At 63.4% G+C, this 16,540-nt stretch carries 17 protein-coding genes and 2 pseudogenes; 12 read left to right on the top strand and 7 right to left on the bottom strand.

Features of this window, described 5'->3' with window-relative positions:
- Positions 1 to 4 precede the first annotated feature (4 nt).
- The gene (locus QMO80_RS21095) at positions 5 to 802 is read right to left on the bottom strand and encodes a DUF899 family protein (RefSeq protein WP_283198217.1); all 798 of its coding nucleotides are present in this window, start codon (positions 800 to 802) and stop codon (positions 5 to 7) included.
- Positions 803 to 920: 118 nt separating this feature from the next.
- Between QMO80_RS21095 and QMO80_RS21100 the strand changes: the two genes are divergently transcribed.
- The 3 genes from QMO80_RS21100 to QMO80_RS21110 all read left to right on the top strand — a co-directional run bounded on the left by QMO80_RS21100 (position 921) and on the right by QMO80_RS21110 (position 4,402).
- Positions 921 to 2,141 (top strand): helix-turn-helix domain-containing protein, encoded by a 1,221-nt coding sequence (locus QMO80_RS21100; RefSeq protein WP_283198218.1) that lies wholly within the window; start codon positions 921 to 923, stop codon positions 2,139 to 2,141.
- 28 nt (positions 2,142 to 2,169) lie between these two features.
- Positions 2,170 to 2,802, top strand: coding sequence for a PQQ-binding-like beta-propeller repeat protein (locus QMO80_RS21105; RefSeq protein ID WP_283198219.1), 633 nt, complete (start codon positions 2,170 to 2,172; stop codon positions 2,800 to 2,802).
- 268 nt (positions 2,803 to 3,070) lie between these two features.
- On the top strand, positions 3,071 to 4,402 hold the full coding sequence (locus QMO80_RS21110) for an IS1182 family transposase (protein WP_283196684.1): 1,332 nt from the start codon (positions 3,071 to 3,073) through the stop codon (positions 4,400 to 4,402).
- A 57-nt stretch (positions 4,403 to 4,459) separates the two neighbouring features.
- Here QMO80_RS21110 and QMO80_RS21115 read toward each other — a convergent pair whose 3' ends face one another.
- A complete protein-coding gene (locus tag QMO80_RS21115) occupies positions 4,460 to 4,660 on the bottom strand; it encodes a hypothetical protein (RefSeq protein ID WP_283198220.1) in 201 nt (66 codons plus the stop codon).
- 466 nt (positions 4,661 to 5,126) lie between these two features.
- Positions 5,127 to 5,663, bottom strand: coding sequence for a GNAT family N-acetyltransferase (locus tag QMO80_RS21120; RefSeq protein WP_283198221.1), 537 nt, complete (start codon positions 5,661 to 5,663; stop codon positions 5,127 to 5,129).
- A gap of 85 nt (positions 5,664 to 5,748) precedes the next feature.
- Between QMO80_RS21120 and QMO80_RS21125 the strand changes: the two genes are divergently transcribed.
- The gene (locus QMO80_RS21125) at positions 5,749 to 7,494 is read left to right on the top strand and encodes an ATP-binding protein (RefSeq protein ID WP_283198222.1); all 1,746 of its coding nucleotides are present in this window, start codon (positions 5,749 to 5,751) and stop codon (positions 7,492 to 7,494) included.
- Positions 7,495 to 7,504: 10 nt separating this feature from the next.
- Entirely contained in the window at positions 7,505 to 7,906 is a 402-nt protein-coding gene (locus QMO80_RS21130; protein WP_283198223.1) for a response regulator, read from the top strand.
- 291 nt (positions 7,907 to 8,197) lie between these two features.
- Here the strand turns inward: QMO80_RS21130 and QMO80_RS21135 are convergent, their stop codons facing one another.
- Positions 8,198 to 9,610, bottom strand: a complete 1,413-nt coding sequence (locus QMO80_RS21135; RefSeq protein ID WP_283198224.1) for a PLP-dependent aminotransferase family protein — start codon at positions 9,608 to 9,610, stop codon at positions 8,198 to 8,200.
- Positions 9,611 to 9,700: 90 nt separating this feature from the next.
- Between QMO80_RS21135 and QMO80_RS21140 the strand changes: the two genes are divergently transcribed.
- A complete protein-coding gene (locus QMO80_RS21140; protein WP_283198225.1) occupies positions 9,701 to 10,564 on the top strand; it encodes a DMT family transporter in 864 nt (287 codons plus the stop codon).
- 54 nt (positions 10,565 to 10,618) lie between these two features.
- On the opposite strand, the gene QMO80_RS21145 is transcribed toward QMO80_RS21140, so the two are convergent.
- Positions 10,619 to 10,954, bottom strand: a complete 336-nt coding sequence (locus QMO80_RS21145) for an antibiotic biosynthesis monooxygenase (protein ID WP_283198226.1) — start codon at positions 10,952 to 10,954, stop codon at positions 10,619 to 10,621.
- A 300-nt stretch (positions 10,955 to 11,254) separates the two neighbouring features.
- Between QMO80_RS21145 and QMO80_RS21150 the strand changes: the two genes are divergently transcribed.
- Positions 11,255 to 11,704, top strand: a complete 450-nt coding sequence (locus tag QMO80_RS21150; protein ID WP_283198227.1) for a DUF4168 domain-containing protein — start codon at positions 11,255 to 11,257, stop codon at positions 11,702 to 11,704.
- Between the two features lie 74 nt (positions 11,705 to 11,778).
- Here the strand turns inward: QMO80_RS21150 and QMO80_RS21155 are convergent, their stop codons facing one another.
- A complete protein-coding gene (locus QMO80_RS21155) occupies positions 11,779 to 12,165 on the bottom strand; it encodes a cupin domain-containing protein (RefSeq protein ID WP_283198228.1) in 387 nt (128 codons plus the stop codon).
- Between the two features lie 112 nt (positions 12,166 to 12,277).
- On the opposite strand from QMO80_RS21155, the pseudogene QMO80_RS21160 reads away from it, so the two are divergent.
- Positions 12,278 to 12,478: pseudogene (locus QMO80_RS21160) on the top strand (sugar kinase); the annotation flags it as partial.
- A 247-nt stretch (positions 12,479 to 12,725) separates the two neighbouring features.
- On the opposite strand, the pseudogene QMO80_RS21165 reads toward QMO80_RS21160, so the two are convergent.
- A pseudogene (locus QMO80_RS21165) lies at positions 12,726 to 12,905 on the bottom strand (sugar kinase); the annotation flags it as partial.
- Between QMO80_RS21165 and QMO80_RS21170 the strand changes: the two are divergent.
- The 4 genes from QMO80_RS21170 (at position 12,817) to QMO80_RS21185 (ending at position 16,508) form a co-directional block, all read left to right on the top strand.
- Positions 12,817 to 13,002 (top strand): hypothetical protein, encoded by a 186-nt coding sequence (locus QMO80_RS21170; RefSeq protein WP_283200259.1) that lies wholly within the window; start codon positions 12,817 to 12,819, stop codon positions 13,000 to 13,002. The pseudogene QMO80_RS21165 and the gene QMO80_RS21170 overlap by 89 nt on opposite strands.
- A 142-nt stretch (positions 13,003 to 13,144) precedes the next feature.
- Complete coding sequence (locus QMO80_RS21175; protein ID WP_283198229.1) at positions 13,145 to 14,419, top strand: ABC transporter substrate-binding protein; 1,275 nt, start codon at positions 13,145 to 13,147, stop codon at positions 14,417 to 14,419.
- A 353-nt stretch (positions 14,420 to 14,772) separates the two neighbouring features.
- Positions 14,773 to 15,657: a carbohydrate ABC transporter permease gene (locus QMO80_RS21180; protein ID WP_283198230.1), complete on the top strand. Its 885-nt coding sequence runs from the start codon at positions 14,773 to 14,775 to the stop codon at positions 15,655 to 15,657.
- Positions 15,657 to 16,508: a carbohydrate ABC transporter permease gene (locus QMO80_RS21185; protein WP_283198231.1), complete on the top strand. Its 852-nt coding sequence runs from the start codon at positions 15,657 to 15,659 to the stop codon at positions 16,506 to 16,508. Before QMO80_RS21180 ends, QMO80_RS21185 begins: the two co-directional genes overlap by 1 nt.
- Positions 16,509 to 16,540 lie beyond the last annotated feature (32 nt).

Below are 16,540 nucleotides of genomic sequence, written 5' to 3' on the forward strand. Positions count from 1 at the left end.
TCCGTCACTCCTTGCCGTAGCGGTCGTGGTGACGCCACCAGATGCCGGTTTCGTTGCGGCCCTTGGGTGCGCGGTCGAGCCATTGGTACATGCCCCAGAGTCCGTCGAGCCCGCGGGCATAGCTGGAATAGCTGTGGTAGACGGCGCCGTCGATGAGTTCGAAGGCGCTGACGCCGGGCCGGTCACGGGTGTAAGTCATGACATCGGTGCCCGTCATGGCGGCAATCTGGCCTACCGGGCCTTCTCTTTCAGGCTGCTGCCATTGCTGCACGATTTGGCCGGCGAGCGGTTCGGGGACGGGCGGCTCACGCCGGTAGTTGTATTCTATATCGCCTCGGCGCTGGACGTCGGCGCTGAACCAGACGCTGAAATCGCCGTTGAAATCGCTGCCGAAGGACGAGGCCCAGGGGAAGCTCCAGCCCATGCGCTGCTTGAATGCCTGAAGCTTTGCGAGCGGCGCGCGCGACACTGCCCAGAAGGCGACATCGTGGTTTTCGAGATGGACGAAGAAGCCGTTGAAACCGTCGGCGATCGAGGAGCAGGACGGGCATCCGGCGGTATAATCGGGGCCGAACATGAAGTGATAGACGAGAAGCTGTGAACGGCCGCCGAAGAGGTCCTTCAGCGGGACGTTGCCGCCTTCAGTGTCGAAGCGGTATTCCTTATCGATCCCGACACGCGGCAATTGCTGGCGCTTCAGCGCCAGCGCGTCGCTCCGCCTGGTCAGTTCCTTCTCTTCCTCGAGCAGATCGAGCCTGGCTGCCAGCCACTGCTGGCGTGTTGCGGTCAACTGTGCCGTCATGGGGTCTTCTCCTTTGCCTGTCTATCGTCGTAGCATCCGGCGCAATGTTGCCTGCCGGTCTCAGCAGATTACGGCCGGGCAGGGAAATGGCGGGAGTGACAAGTGTGACGGGATTTGAATGGACTCGCTGATCACAGCCGCGGCGCGGGCGCTGGCGACGGGCGATGCACTCGGCGCGCTGAAGCGGGTGGCGTTGCGCGACGATGGGCCGGCACTGGCGCTGCGCGGCATCGCGATGGCCCAACTCGGCGATCTCGCCCGCGCCAAGGTGCTGCTGAAGAGTGCAGCACGCGCCTTCGGCCCGCGGGAGGCGGTGGCGCGGGCGCGCTGCGTGGTCGCCGAGGCCGAGATCGCGCTCGTTTCGCGCGATCTCGGTTGGCCGCCGAAGGCGCTCGAAACAGCGCGCAGGGTGCTGGAAGCGCATGGCGACAAGGTCAATGCCGCCCATGCGGGCAATGTCACGATCCGCCGGCTGGTGCTGATCGGCCGCCTCGACGAGGCCGAGCGCGCGCTCGCAGCACTCGATCCGGCACCGTTGCCGCCGGCGCTGCGGGCTGCTCACGAACTGGTGGCGGCCGGCATCGCCGTTCGGCGCCTGCAGACGCAGGCAGCTCGCGTCGCCCTCGGCCGGGCAAGGCTTTCGGCACGCGCGGCCGCGATCCCCGCTTTGACGGCGGAGGTCGAAACCGCTGCGCTGGTGCTCGACACCCCGGCGGCGCGGTTGATGTCGCGCGGGCAAGAACGTCCGCTGTTGCTCGCCGAGGTGGAAGCACTGCTTTCCTCCGGCACGCTCGTCGTCGATGCCTGCCGCCATGTGGTGTGGAACGCGGGCACCGCCGTTTCGCTCGCGACGCGGCCGGTGCTGTTTGCACTTGCCCGCACGCTCGCCGAAGCCTGGCCGGGGGATGTGGCAAGGGGTACGCTGATTGCCCGCGCCTTCCGCGGCAAACATGCCGATGAATCGCATCGCGCCCGGCTGCGCGTCGAGATAGGCCGGCTGCGCGCTGAACTGCGGGGGCTGGCCGAGGTTTCGGCGACGAAGCGCGGCTTTGCGCTTTCCCCGCGCGGCGCCCGGGAGATTGCCGTGCTGGCGCCACTCGTCGAAGGGGCGCATGGGGCGGTGCTCGCATTTCTGGCCGACGGGGAGGCGTGGTCGAGTTCGGCGCTGGCGATCGCGCTTGCCGCCAGCCCCCGCACCGTGCAGCGGGCGCTGGATTCCCTCGCCGCTGAAGGCAGGGTGCATTCGCTGGGACGCGGGCGGGCACGGCGCTGGATGAGCCTGCCGCTGCCTGGTTTCCCGACGATCTTGTTACTCCCCGGGCCGCTGCCGAGCGATTAGGATGATCGGAGTAACAGGGAAGGAAGAGATGAAAAAATCAGCTGCGAATATCCTGCGTGAATATGGGCCTTTTCCCGGCGCTGAGCGCGTCAACGGCGTCACCTTCGACGGCGAGCATGTCTGGTTTGCCTCGGGCGATAAGCTGAATGCGCTCGATCCCGCAAGCGGCGAGGTGGTGCGCTCCATTGAGGTCGCGTCGCATGCCGGGACGGCTTTCGATGGAGAGTTCCTTTATCAGATCGCCGAGGACGTCATTCACAAGATCGATCCGAAGACCGGCCATATCCTTTCCACCATTCCGGCGCCCGGCAATGGCGGCGATTCCGGCCTTGCCTGGGCTGAAGGCACGCTCTGGGCCGGCCAGCACCGCGGCCGCAGGATCCATCAGATCGACCCGGAGACCGGCAAGATTCTGCGCACCATCGAATCCAACCGCGTGGTGACAGGCGTCACCTGGGTCGACGGCCAGCTTTGGCACGGCACCTGGGAGGGCGACGACAGCGACGTCAGGCGCATCGACCCCGAAACAGGGGAGGTGCTGGAGCGGCTCGACATGCCCGAAGGCACCGGCGTCTCCGGCCTCGAATCCGACGGCGCCGACCGCTTCTTCTGCGGCGGCGGCGGCAGCGGCAAGATCCGCGCGGTGCGCCGGCCGGGGTGAGGGCAGCGCCATTGACGTCAGGGCGGAGTGCCACCTCCAACACCTCTTTATCAAGAGTGCGGCACACTCCAACGCCCCTCATGCTGAGGTGCGCAGCCCGCAGGGCGGAGCCTCGAAGCATGCCGCAACGCTGCTCCTTGCATCCATCTGACGACTGCACGCCCGCCTCGTCCTTCGAGGCCCCTGCGGTGCGCCTCAGAGCCTGTGAATGTTTTGTGGCGGTGTCGATGGGATTGTGATTCTGTTGGGTGGTTGATTTGCTTGGGGGATGATGGTGAGCGACGAGCTGTTCGAAGGATTGCCGGTGCATGGATCGCAGCGCAGTGCTCAGGCGGGGCGCGGGGCGGCGCGCATGCGCGAGCCGGTGCGCGATCAGATCGAGTTGCGTGCCGTGGATATCGACAGCTTGATCGGCCAGGATCACGCGGTGCGCGTGATTTGGAGCTATGTCGAGGGACTGGATCTGAGCGCGCTTGAAGATCGGATCAAAGCGCGTGAGCAGCGGCCGGGCCATCCGCCGATTTCGCCACGGCTTTTGCTGGCGCTGTGGCTCTATGCCAGCAGCGATGGCGTCGGCAGTGCGCGGGCGCTGGAACGGCTGTGCGGGAGCCACGACGTCTATCGCTGGCTGTGCGGCGGCGTCTCGGTGAACTATCACACGCTGTCGGATTTTCGGGTTGGTTGCGCCGATCTGCTCGACCGGCTGCTGGCCGAGCATCTGGCGGCGCTTGCCGATGCCGGCCTCGTCGCTTTCGATAATTTGGCGCAGGATGGCGTGCGGGTCCGGGCGAGCGCGGGTGCCGCCTCGTTCGGCCGCAAGGCGACGCTTGATCGGCATCTTTCCATTGCCGAGGCGGTTGTGGATCAGCTCAAGCGCGAGGTCGATGCGCGTTCGGATGCCAGCACTCGGCGCATCGAGGCTGCCAGGCAACGAGCGGCGCGTGAGCGCGGCGAGCGGCTCAGAGCAGCCAAGGCCGCTCTTGACGAGATTCAGCGCCATCGCCAAGCGCGCGAAGAAAAGCGCGGCAATGGCAAAAAGCCGAAGGAGCCGCGCGCCTCCAGCACGGATGCGCAGGCGCGGGTGATGAAGATGGCCGACGGCGGCTTCCGTCCGGCTTATAATGTGCAGGTTGCGAGCACCGCCGGCGAGCAGTTCGTGGTCGGGCTCGAGGTGACCAATGCCGGCTCCGATCGCGGCCTCATGCGGCCGATGCTGGAGCGGTTGCGCGCGCTGAGCGGCCATCTGCCGCGCCGCTATCTCGCCGATGGCGGCTTTTGCAGCGCTGAAGATATCGAGTGGGCGCACGGCGAAGGGGTCGAGGTCTTTTGTCCGCCCACGCAGTCCAAACACGGAACCGATCCCTTCTTGCCGCGGCGCGGCGACGGTGCGGGTGTGTCAACCTGGCGGACCCGCATGGGAAGCGAGACGGGCAAGGCTCAGTACAAACCCCGCTCGATCTGCGAATGCATCCATGCCCGCTGGCGCAACTGGAATCTGCGACAATTGACGGTGCGCGGCATCGAAAAGGTCCAGGCCGTCGTGCTCTGCTACGCACTCACCAACAATATCCTGCAAGGCCATCGGCTTGCCAATGGCTAAACCAGGGCAATCACCCTGACGCCAACACGCGACCATCAAAACGCACCGCGTAATCGGCTAACGCTCGATGGCATCAGCCAGCCAAGACCAGCCAACACTGGCCTGAAACGCACAAGATTCAAAAGCTTCACAAGCTCTCAGGATGAGGCTCTCTTGGGCGCTGGCGCGAGACGATGGCGTAACAGTAGCCGGAGCCAAACTCACCGCCTGTTGTTGTGTTTCTGAATCAATAAACACCTGTGATTGCAGGCGCGGCATCCACCAACGCCCCTCATGCTGAGGCGCGCAGCCCATAGGGCGGAGCCTCGAAGCACGCGCCGCGACGCTGCTTCTTGCATCCATCTGACGTCTGCACGCTCGCCTCGTCCTTCAAGGCCCGTGCAGGGCACCTAAGGATGCGGCTCTCTTGGCCGCTGGCGCGAGACGTTGGCGTAACAGTAGCCGGAGCAAAACCCCACCGCCTGCTATCGGGCTGCCGCATCCCTCAACGCCTGTGATTGCAGGCGCGGAATCCACCAACGCCCCTCATGCTGAGGCGCGCAGCCCATAGGGCGGAGCCTCGAAGCACGCGCCGCGACGCTGCTCCTTGCATTCATCTGACGACTGCACGCCCGCCTCGTCCTTCGAGGCCCCTGCGGGGGCACCTCAGGAGGCGGCTCTCTTGGAGGCTGCGCGCGCACGCGTCCGCCATCAAGCGCCGCATCCTCATCGCCGAGGCAAGGCACTAGCTCGAGCCGCGCTCATCGAACAAAAGCGCCATGCCGATCGCATCGATGAACCGGCCGTCGATCCGCGCGGCGCGCCGGATCATGCCCTCACGCACGAAGCCGAGTTTTTCATAGCGTGCGATCGCCCGGAGATTGTCGTCGTAAACATCGAGTTCGACCCTGACAAAGCCGGCTTCTCGCGCGGCTCTTAATGTCGTCTCGATGAGCTTTCGACCGAGGCCCTGGCCACGATAGGCGGGAAGGATTCCCATTCCGAGCTTTCCGCGATGGGCATGCGACGGGAAGGAATGCCGGCTGATGTCGCACCAGCCGACGACCTCGTCTTGCGAGATAGCAACGAATTGCGGATTGCCTTTTGCAATCATGCCCATGACGAACGCGCGCGTTTCCGGTAGCGGCGTTGCCTCAAGCATGGACAGATATTTTTTCTCCCGCGCGACCGTATCGAGCGCGTGATGAAAACTGTCGATATGGGCAGCAGCGATCGGTTCGACCCTCATGCCTGACATATCCGGCGATGCGGCGGCGTCCATGCGTTTTCCCTTCGAAGATCGCGAATGTCTATTGAAGACATGCCGCAGACCTCAGGGGAGCGTATAATTCACGGTCCGTCAACCTTTGCGTGTCAATTTCTCGGCAGCAGGCGCCGTCAAAAGGTTGCAGATATTGAAGGTCAGGCTAACATCCCACATTACATTCGTATTGGTGACGCTCACCAGTGCTGCGGCTGTGTTGCTGTGCGGATTTGCCTGGCTCGCCGCTGTGAAGGTCGACGATCTCTCGCTGCGCCGGCAGGCCGACTTTGTCGCCCAAGGATTGGAAGAGCAGATCGCAGCGCTTCCCCGGGAACAGGAAAGCGTTGCCAAATGGGACGACGCCTTCCTTTACGTCAAGCAGCGGAACCATGAATGGCTGCTCGACAATGTCGGCCTGTGGACGAGCCGGTATTTCGGGCACGACCGGACCTATATCTTCGACGACAGCAATCGCCTGATGTTTGCGTTCCGCGACGGGGCGGATGCCATGCCGCCGCGGCTTGGCAGCGACGACGGCCAGGAAATGACCGCACTCGCCGGGGAGATGCGCGCCGTTCTTGTCGAGCAGGCTCAAAAGCCCGGCGCCAAACCGCTTGGCCAGCTGGCGACGGTGCGCACGATGATGATCGGCAGCAGGCCGGCGATCGCCAGCGCGCGGCCCATTCTGCCGAGTTCGGCCAGAATGCAGATCGAGGCGGGCCAGGAGTTCATCGCCGTCTCGGTCAAGTTCATCGATGGAAAGGCCGCCGAAAGCATCGCTCATCATGCACGGCTCGAAGGGTTGCATTTCGCGCCGACGAAAGGTGAGGACGTGCGGGCCCAAGTGCCGGTCTTGTCCCATGATGGCGGCACGATCGGCTATCTCGTATGGCCGCCGATCCTGCCCGGATTCATGCTGCTTCAACAGATTGCGCCCGCGGGACTTGGCTGCCTGGCGCTGCTGATCGCCGTCGTCTTCTGGCTCGGACGCGGTCTGCATCGCACCTCGCTGACCCTGCTGGACAGCCAGGCGGAGCTCACCCATCACCGCAACCATCTGGAAGAAATGGTGGCCGATCGCACCGCCGAGATCGAGCGGCAGCGGGAGGAACTGGACCGGCTGCTGGCGCACGAACGCCAGGTGAATGCGCTGCAGCGCCAGTTCGTCGCCATGGCCTCGCACGAGTTTCGCACGCCGCTCGCAATCATCGACGCCGCCGCCCAGCGGCTCTGCCGCTCGACCACCAATGTCAGCGGCGATTACGTTCACGAAAAAGCCGGCGTCATCCGCAGCGCGGTGGTACGCATGGTCGATCTGATGGAGAGCATCCTCGCCAGCGGCCGGCTCGAAACCGGAGAGATTACGCTGAAGCGGAGCGAAGGCGATCTGAAAGCCTTGCTGGTGACGTGCTGCGACAGACAGCGCCACCTCAGCCGCTCGCATGTCTTCCATCTCGATCTCGAGCCCATACCCGATCGTTTGATCTTCGACCGCAGCGCGATGGAACAGGTCTTCACCAACCTGATTTCGAATGCCGTCAAATATTCGCCCAATGCGCCTGATATCCATCTTCGCGCCCGGGTTGATGAAAAGACGGTGGTGATCTCGATCGCCGACAGCGGCATCGGCATGGATGCGGACGATCTGCCGAAGCTGTTCCAGCCCTATTATCGCGCTCGCAGCGCGACGGGCATTGCCGGAACCGGCATCGGGCTCAACGTCGTCAAGCAGGTCATCGAACTGCATGGCGGCACCGTCGAGGTGACGAGCGAGCTCGGCAAGGGCACGTCATTTACCATTCTTCTGCCTATAGAGTTTCTATCGGCAGACCAACATGTTGCAGCTTAGGGAAAAGTTTATGGTTACAGTCCTGTGCATAGAAGATGAAGTCGAGATCCGAAGCCTTCTCGTCGAAGAGTTGAACGAAGCCGGCTACAGGACGCTCGAGGCCTCCAACGGCGCCGAAGGGCTGGAGATGATCCTGTCGAAATGGCCCGACATCGTCATCAGCGATATTTCGATGCCGGTTATGGACGGGCACCAGCTGCTGGCGGAAATTCAGATCAATCACCCGGAGCTCTCCAACATCCCCTTCATCCTGCTGACGGCGCTGACCGACCGGGAAAACACGCTCGCCGGCCTTCGCGCCGGGGCGGCGGACTACCTGACCAAGCCACTCGACTTCGACCTGCTGCTCGCCAAACTCGAAGGCTGCGTGACGCGGCTGGAGAACGACAAGGCGGTTAATCGGTCGTTTTGAGGGTTGCTGTTGAATGGGATGATGATGAAGGGGCATGCCGTGCGGCACCTGGCCCTCCATCGATTAGCGCCTAATCTCTCCTCCGTCATTCCTGTGCTTGTCACAGGAATCCAGCCACGGCGCGTCTGCGCCGTGAATGACTCCAGGCAGCCTTTAAGAAAGTCTTCCGCGCCCAAGGACTTGGGCGCACTGGATTCCTGTGACAAGCACAGGAATGACGAAGGAGAGGTTGGTGCGAAGTGACCACGGATGCCGCAATGCTGCCCGCAGCGTTTCGGCCCAATCCCTGCCTCACACTCCTTGCCTCCCCAACACATCCCCCAGCACCTCGAACACCCGCGGATCGAGCGTCTGCGACACATTGAACCGCATGAAATTCGTCGCCGATTGCGACAGGCTGAAGGCGTTGCCGGGGGCGAGCACGATCTTTCTTTCCAGCGCCGCCCGCGCCACGTCGGCCGCATCGATCCCATCGGGCAGGCGGCACCAGAGGAACATGCCGGCCTGGGGCTCCAGCCAGGGCCTTATGCCGAGGTCCTTCAGCCTAGCCGAGACCTCGCTCATCGCCCGGGAGAGCCGGGTTCTCAGCGTTTCCACATGTTTGCGGTAGCTGCCGTCGCTCAAGACGTTCAGCACCAGTTCCGCCGTCAGCCGGCCGCCGCCGAAGGAGGTGGCGATCTTGAGATCGGTCAGGCCGTCGATCCATTCCGGTTTGGCGGCGACGAAACCGCAGCGGGCCGAGGCCGACAGGGTTTTCGAAAAGCTGCCGATGTGGATGACCCGATCGAGCCCGTCGAAGGCGGCCAGGCGGGGCGCCGGCGCATATTCGAAATCGGCGAAGATATCGTCTTCGATGATGGTCAGATCGTGCTGATCGGCAAGCTTCAGAAGCCGGTGGGCCGTCACCGGGGAAAGCGTGGCGCCCGTCGGATTATGGATGGCGGAGTTGGTGATGTAGAGCCGCGGCCGGTGTTCGGCGACGACTTGGGCAAACAGCTCGATATCGGGACCGGACGGGGTGTAGGGCACGCCGACGATCGTTGCCCGATGGGCGCGCAGCAGCGCGTGAAAATTGAAGTAGCAGGGGTCGTCGACCAGCACCGTATCGCCAGGCTCCAGCAGGAAACGACAGAGCAGATCGATTGCCTGGGTGCCGGACTCGGCCAGCATGATCTGGTCGGGGGGGACTTCGATCCCCCGTTCGCCCATGCGTCGCGAAATCAGCTGGCGCAGCGGCGGCAGTCCAAGGGGGGAACCGTAGTCGGCGAGCGCTGGCCCATCGGCGCGGGCAAGCGTCCTCAGGCCACGGCGCATGCCTTCCCCGGGCAGCCAGGAAGGCGGCAACCAGCCGCAGCCGGGCTTCAGGTCGGTTTCGTCGGCCTCCAGCGATTGCCGGGATATCCAGAAGGGATCGACGGCGCGGTCGAGCTTCGGTCCGGCCTCGGCGAGCGCAAAGGGTGCGGCCTGGTTGGCGACATAGAAGCCGGAGCCCGGTCGCGCCAGGATCGCGCCTTCGGCGACCAGGCGCTCATAGGCGTCGACCACGGTCGAGGTCGACAGTTTCAGCGTCGCCGCCAGCCCGCGGACGGAAGGCAGCTTTGCGCCGGGCGTCAGGCTGCGGCCGGCAATGCGCTGCCGGATCGTTGCGACCACCGTCTCCACGCGTGTGCGTGCTTCGTTCATCCGTATTGCTTCCTGCACCATAACAGTTTTGCAAAACTGTATCAGACTGTCACTGTCCTGACCATCCGTGCCGGCCGATAAAGGGACGGCAATAATGGAGTGCAAGGCATCATGGACCGCATGGCATCGGGATGGATCAATGGTTTTATCGGGGTGGTGATCTTCAGCGGATCGCTGCCGGCCACCCGCGTGGCGGTGATGCAGTTCGATCCCGTCTTCCTGACCGTGGCGCGCGCGGCGATCGCCGGCATTCTTGGGCTCGGCCTGCTGCTCGCTTTCCGGGAGAAGCGGCCGAGCCGGCGCGACATCCTCTCGCTTGCCGTCGTCGCCCTCGGCGTCGTGGTCGGTTTTCCGCTGCTGACGGCGCTGGCGCTGCAGCACGTCACCTCGGCGCATTCCATCGTCTTCATCGGCCTGCTGCCGCTGGCAACCGCGATCTTCGGGGTGATCCGCGGCGGAGAACGGCCGAAGCCGGCCTTCTGGCTCTTCTCCGTTCTCGGCAGTGCGCTGGTGGCGGGGTTCGCATTGACGCAGGGCCTGACGGCATCACTGGTCGGCGACCTGCTGATGCTGGCGGCGATCGTCGTCTGCGGCCTCGGTTATGCCGAGGGCGGCCGGCTTTCGCGCACGCTCGGCGGATGGCAGGTGATTTCCTGGGCGCTGGTTCTGTCGCTGCCGGTGATGGCCGCCGTGGCGTTCCTCTACCGGCCGGTGAGTTTCGCGGCGATAGAAACGCCGGCGCTGATCGGCCTTGCCTATGTCTCGCTGTTCTCCATGCTGATCGGCTTCATCTTCTGGTATCGCGGCCTGTCGCAAGGCGGCATCGCTGCCGTCGGCCAGCTGCAGCTGCTCCAGCCGTTCTTCGGCCTGGCGCTCGCCGCCACCCTGCTGCATGAGTCCGTGACATGGAGCATGCTGGCTGTGACGGTTGCCGTTATTCTGTGTGTCGCCGGTGCAAAGAGGTTTGCGCGGTAAGGAAAGAATCCACTGACGGACGGGTCCGTCGCAGAGTTTCTTAACCGACCCTCCTCACGCCTCCTGAATGTTGAAGCCATAGGCTCGCTCGACGAGCCCAACGCGAATTTCGTAGCGGCTGTACCAATCCGACCGGCCACGATTTTGCGCCTCGATATGGTCGACGACTGATTTCCAGGCTCGAATGCTGTCCTCATCCTTCCAATAGGAGATGAGTATGCCGAAACCGTCTGCGCCGCGCGCGCTTTCGAGGCCGAGATATCCGGGCTGCAGTTTTGCAAGTTCCGTCATCGCATACCCCATCTCGCCGTAGCCATCGTCTAGCTTGGTTCGTTGAGAGGAGAAACTGACCATGTAATAAGGCGGTTCAGGTAAAGCGGCGATGGGCATATGGGCTCCTCCGTTTGGCGTAGTACAGGACCATACGATGGCCGTACGGGTCGCACAACTTCGCCTCTCGCTGCGGCGACAATGCTACCCTCAGGCGAAGCGGACGCCGTCGGCATCGGCGCTGCCAGGCCAGTCCTACGTCACAAAGCCGCCGCTCAATCGTCAGCAAATGGCCCCGTTACCGCCGCACCGCGCCCTCTTAAGGGCTCCATGGTCGCGACCTCGCTGGCCTTTCAGCGGCTGGCGATCGACCGAGGTGGTTTTGCTGCCGATCAATCATGCACGTGAAAAGGAACGAATATGATCACTCGTTACACATCCCTGGCAATGATGACCGCTGCTGTCTTCAGCCTGTTTGCTTTCAGCCCGGCATCGGCTACGGAGATGGCCCAGGCGGGGCAGCAACCGGCCGCACAGGGCCAGGCGCCGATGCAGGGCCAGAGCGGCGGCACGGCGGCACCCGCGGCCGTCAGCGATCAGAAGCTCGAGGCCTTTGCCGTTGCCTATCTGCAGGTCGACAAGGTCCGGCAGGAATATTCGGCCAAGATCGGCGCGACGAAGGATGAGGCCGGCAAGCAGAAGCTGCAGGAAGAAGCCAAGAAGCAGATGGTCGATACCGTCGAGGCCTCCAAAGATATCTCCGTCGAGGAATATTCCTCGATCCTGACGGCCGCCCAGAGCGACCCGGCGCTGGCCAAGAAGGTTCTGGAAAAGATCGGCACCCCGCCGCCGGCGCAGCCGCAGCAATAGGCTTAAACCGGAACGGGGCGGGCTAAGGTCCACGCGGGAGCGCTTCCCGCGCCCGCCCCAATCTTGACGCAGCCTCACTTGGCGGGCACGATCAGCGCCTCACCCTTGCGCACGATGTAGGTCGCCAGCTCCGAAGCCTTGCCGTCGCCGACATTCCTGGCCGAGTGCACCACGCCGGAGGGGATGAACAGGGACTGGCCGGCCTTGAGCGTCACCGGCTCCCGGCCTTCGAGCCGGTATTCCAGCGTACCCTCGAGCACGAAGGCGATTTCTTCGCCGGGATGTGAATGATTGGGTGCGAGAACGCCAGGGGCGAAATCGACGCGCACCTGAACGGCCTCGTGGCCGGGCACGTCGATATCGTTCCTGACGAGATCGGTGCGCTGCAGCGGTTGTTCTGCGTGCGCTGTCGCCGCGGTGCCGAGAGCGAGGGCGAGCGCGATAACCTGGATCATTTTCATTTTGTCATCCTTGCTGAATTGACCTTTCCGGCTCATCGGCCGCAATGGCATTTCAGTCGATGATTGCATTTGGGATGTGTCTGAAACCCTGCATTTTTGTAAGCGAATGTACTTCCTGACGCCGCTGCGCGAAGCGCTCGCCGCCCGCACCTTCCGCACCGCCCCGCCGCTACTGCCCGACTGGGAGGACAATTCCTGGGCCCGGGGTGCTGCCGCCCTCGTCACCCAGAAGATCTTCGACTTCGAGTCCTCGGGCGGAGTGACGGATATTGCGACGCTGGGGAGTGTCCGAGGCTCGACGTCGGCGGCTTGAGGGATGGTGTGTCGGTGGGATTGCCTTTGCCGGATAAGCCGTGCCGTGCAAGCCCCCCTCTGCCCTGCCGGGCATCTCCCCCACAGGTGGGGAGATCGGATGGGCGCAAGGGCTTCCCCAAACAACTGGTGTTACAGCTCGACGAAACGGAAGACGGGTGCGAAGGTTTAGCCACTTGTGTTCTCCCCATATCCAGGTCGCGGCGCGTTGTTCGGATTTTATCCTCTGTCGTGCCGTGCAAGCCCCCCTCTGGCCTGCCGGCCATCTCCCCCACAGGTACGGTGCCGGCCAGGAGGTCGGCGACATCGTCCGGATCGTGGCCGGCCAGGCCGACGCGCATGGCGGCGACCGGATTGGTGGCAAGGTCGGTCGCCACGCATTCCACCGAATCCACCATCAGCTTGAAGCCGACGGCGAGCGCATGCTTGCCCGAGCTGGTGAAGCTCGCCGGCCGCCCGGATGCCAGGCTCGCCGGCATCGGCATCTCCATGCCCGGTGTGCGGGCTGGAATAATCTATGCATAAGTTCGGCCGCTGATCAACCGAGGCCGAGCCGATTATACGCTTGGGATCATGGAGGGATCGGCGTCGATGCCTGATCGAGCGCGTTCCAAGGAGGGGGCGGCTTGGACCGGGCGGTTTTGATCGATCAACTGGGAGGAATTCAATGGCATTTTTGAAGCAATTTCCGTCGACCACCCGCAGGCGCTTCCTGAAGGGCGCGGGCCTGGTTTCCGCAGCCGCCGTGACCGGCAGCTTTCCGATCCCGGCGATCGCGCAGGCGCAGGAGGTCACGATGATCTCCGCCGAAAACAATGGCGCCGCACTCGACGCGCTGAAGGCGATCGCCGCCGGCTTCAGCAAGGAAGCCGGCGTCAACGTCGTCATCAACAATATGGATCACGAGGCCCACAAGACGGCGATCCGCAACTATCTGGTCGCCGGCGCCCCGGATGTCTGCTCCTGGTTTTCGGGCAACCGCATGCGCGCCTTCGTCAAGCGCGGCCTGTTCGACGATATCTCCGATCTGTTCGAGAAGGAAAAATACAAGGACGTGCTGGGTGCGACGGCCGGCGCCGTCACTGAAGACGGCAAGCAATACGGCCTTCCGACAGGCGGTACGCTCTGGGGCATGTTCTATCGCAAGGACGTGTTCGCCGAGCATGGCCTCACGGTGCCGAAGACGGCCGAGGAGTTCATGGCCTATGGCGAAAAGTGCAAGGCGGCCGGCATCACCCCGGTGGCGATCGGCACCAAGGAATTGTGGCCGGCGGCCGGCTGGTTCGACCAGATGAATCTGCGCATCAACGGGCTCGACAAGCACATGGCGCTGATGAACGGCGAGATGAGCTATCTCGATCCGTCGCTGACCGCCGTCTTCGACCAGTGGGAAGCGATGATTTCGAAGGGTTTCTTCACGCCGAACCATACGTCCTTCGGCTGGCAGGAGGCCGCGGCCCTTCTGGCGCAGAAGAAAGCCGGCATGATGAACCTCGGCGCCTTCCTGCGCTCGGCTTTCACCGCCGAGGACCTGCCGCAGCTCGCCTACGCCACCTTCCCGGTGCTCGATGCCAAGGTCGGCCACTTCGAGGAATTCTCGGTCAATTCGATCCACATTCCCGCCAAGGCCAAGAACAAGCAGGGCGCACGCGACTTCCTCGCCTATTTCTACAAGCCGGAAAACCTGGCGGCCTATCTGGAGCCGGGCGGCAACGTGCCGCCGCGCCACGACCTGCCGCCGAGCAAGGACCCGCTCGTCAATGTCGCCGTCGAGACGATGAAGACGGTGCAGGGCACCTCGCAATATTACGACCGCGACAGCGATCCGGACATGGCCCAGGCCGGCCTCGTCGGCTTCCAGGAATTCATGGCCAAGCCCGACCGGCGTAAGGCCATCCTGACGCGGCTCGAGGGGACGCGGAAGCGGATTTATAAGATCTGAGCTTGCTGCCGCAGCCCTGTCTGTTGGCAAGCGGTCCTCTACTCGACGTCATCCTCGGCCCTGTGCCGAGGATCTGCTGCCCTATCGGTTCGGGGTTAGATGCTCGGGACAAGCCCGAGCATGACGAAGGAGGGGTGGCGGGCTTTGCCAGCAAGCCGAGGGCGTCGCTTTACTCCCGGCGAGGCCCGCCCCCCACTCGACGTCATCCTCGGCCTTGTGCCGAGGATCTGCTGCCCTATCGAACGGAGGCAGATGCTCGGGACAAGCCCGAGCATGACGAAAGGAGGGGGTGGCGGGCTTTGACAGCGATCTGAGGGCAGAAAAGCTCATACGAATAACATGAGGCTCCTGACATGCAGACATTATGGCGCCGCCAGCGGTGGTGGCTGACCCCGGTTTTGCTCATCGCGCCGGCAATCCTGCTGTTTTCCACCGTCATCCTACTGTCGGCGGTGCGCAGCGTCTGGATCAGCCTGCACGAGTGGGACGGCTTCGGCCCGATGGTGTGGATCGGGCTCGGCAATTACGTCGAGCTCTACAACGATCCGCAATTCTACGTGTCGCTGAAGAACAACCTCCTCTGGCTTGTGATGTTCATGGCTGCGCCGCCGATCGGGCTCGCCATCGCGCTGCTGGTCAATCAGAAAATCGCGGGCATGCGCTTCCTGAAGTCGCTGTTCTTCATTCCGCTGGTGCTCGCCTCGGTCACGGTCGGGGTCGTCTTCACCTGGGTCTATACGCCGGAGTTTGGGCTGCTGGCGCTGATCTTCAAGGCCTTCGGGGCGGTGGCGCCGGCAGTGCTTTCCGACGAGCATTTCGTCACCTTCGCCATCGTCATCGCAGCGCTCTGGCCGCAGATCACCTTCTGCATGGTGCTCTATCTCGCCGGCCTCAACAATCTGAGCGAAGAGCTGATCGGGGCAGGGCGCGTCGATGGGGCGAGGGGCTGGAACATGCTGTGGCACATCGTGCTGCCGCAGCTGACTCAGGTGACCTTCATCGCCATTGCCGTCACCGTGGTAGGCGCCCTGCGCTCCTTCGACATGGTGTCGGTGATGACATCGGGCGGGCCATTCGGATCGTCCTCTGTGCTCGCCTACCAGATGTTCGAGCAGTCGATTTTCTCCTACCGCTTCGGCTACGGCGCGGCGATCGCCTCGGTGCTGTTCGTGATCATGGCCGTCTTCATCGTCTGGTATCTCAGCCGCATCATCCGAACCGAAGAGAGGGGAGGCTGATGTATCCTCGTCCCATTCCCGAGACCGCCGTCTGGCAGCGCCGCCTCTATGTGCTTGCCGTCGTCATCGTGCTGCTGCTGTGGCTCTGCCCGCTGTTTGCCATCGTTCTCACCTCCTTCCGCACGACCGAGGATGTCATGGGCGGCAACCTGTGGGGATGGCCGACCGGCATGGGCGTGATCGACAATTATACCGATGTCTTCACGCAGACGCCGATGGCCCGCTACTTCCTCAACAGCCTGATCATCACCATTCCCTCGGTGATCGGCGTGCTTGTTCTCTCGACACTCGCCGGCTACGTGCTGTCGCGCTACCGCTTTCGCGGCAACATGCTGATCTTCGCGCTGTTCGTGGGTGGCAATTTCCTGCCGCATCAGATCATGATGATCCCGGTGCGCGATCTGATGGTGCAGCTCGATCTGATCGATACCACCGCGGCGCTGATCATCTTCCACGTCGCCTTCCAGACCGGTTTTGCCACACTGTTCATGCGCAATTTCATCGCGGCATTGCCCGATGAATTGTTCCAGGCGGCGCGGGCAGAAGGCGCCTCGCCCTTCCAGACGCTCATCCATGTGGCGATCCCGCTGGTGCGGCCGGCACTCGCAGCCCTTGCCATCCTGATCTTCACCTTCATCTGGAACGATTATTTCTGGGCGGTGGTGCTGACCGTCAGCGACAGCGTCAAGCCGGTCACGGCAGGACTTGCCAATCTTCGCGGCGAATGGGTCTCGGCCTGGAACCTGATTTCGGCGGGCACGATCGTCGTCGCCGTGCCGCCGGTGGTGATGTTCTTCCTGATGCAGCGGCACTTCATCGCCGGCCTGACCATGGGGGCGGTGAAGGGATGAGCAATCGGCAGTTTTCAGTTTCAACAGAAGAG

Origin of the sequence: Rhizobium sp. BT03, from assembly GCF_030053155.1 — a bacterium.
Classification (GTDB): domain Bacteria; phylum Pseudomonadota; class Alphaproteobacteria; order Rhizobiales; family Rhizobiaceae; genus Rhizobium.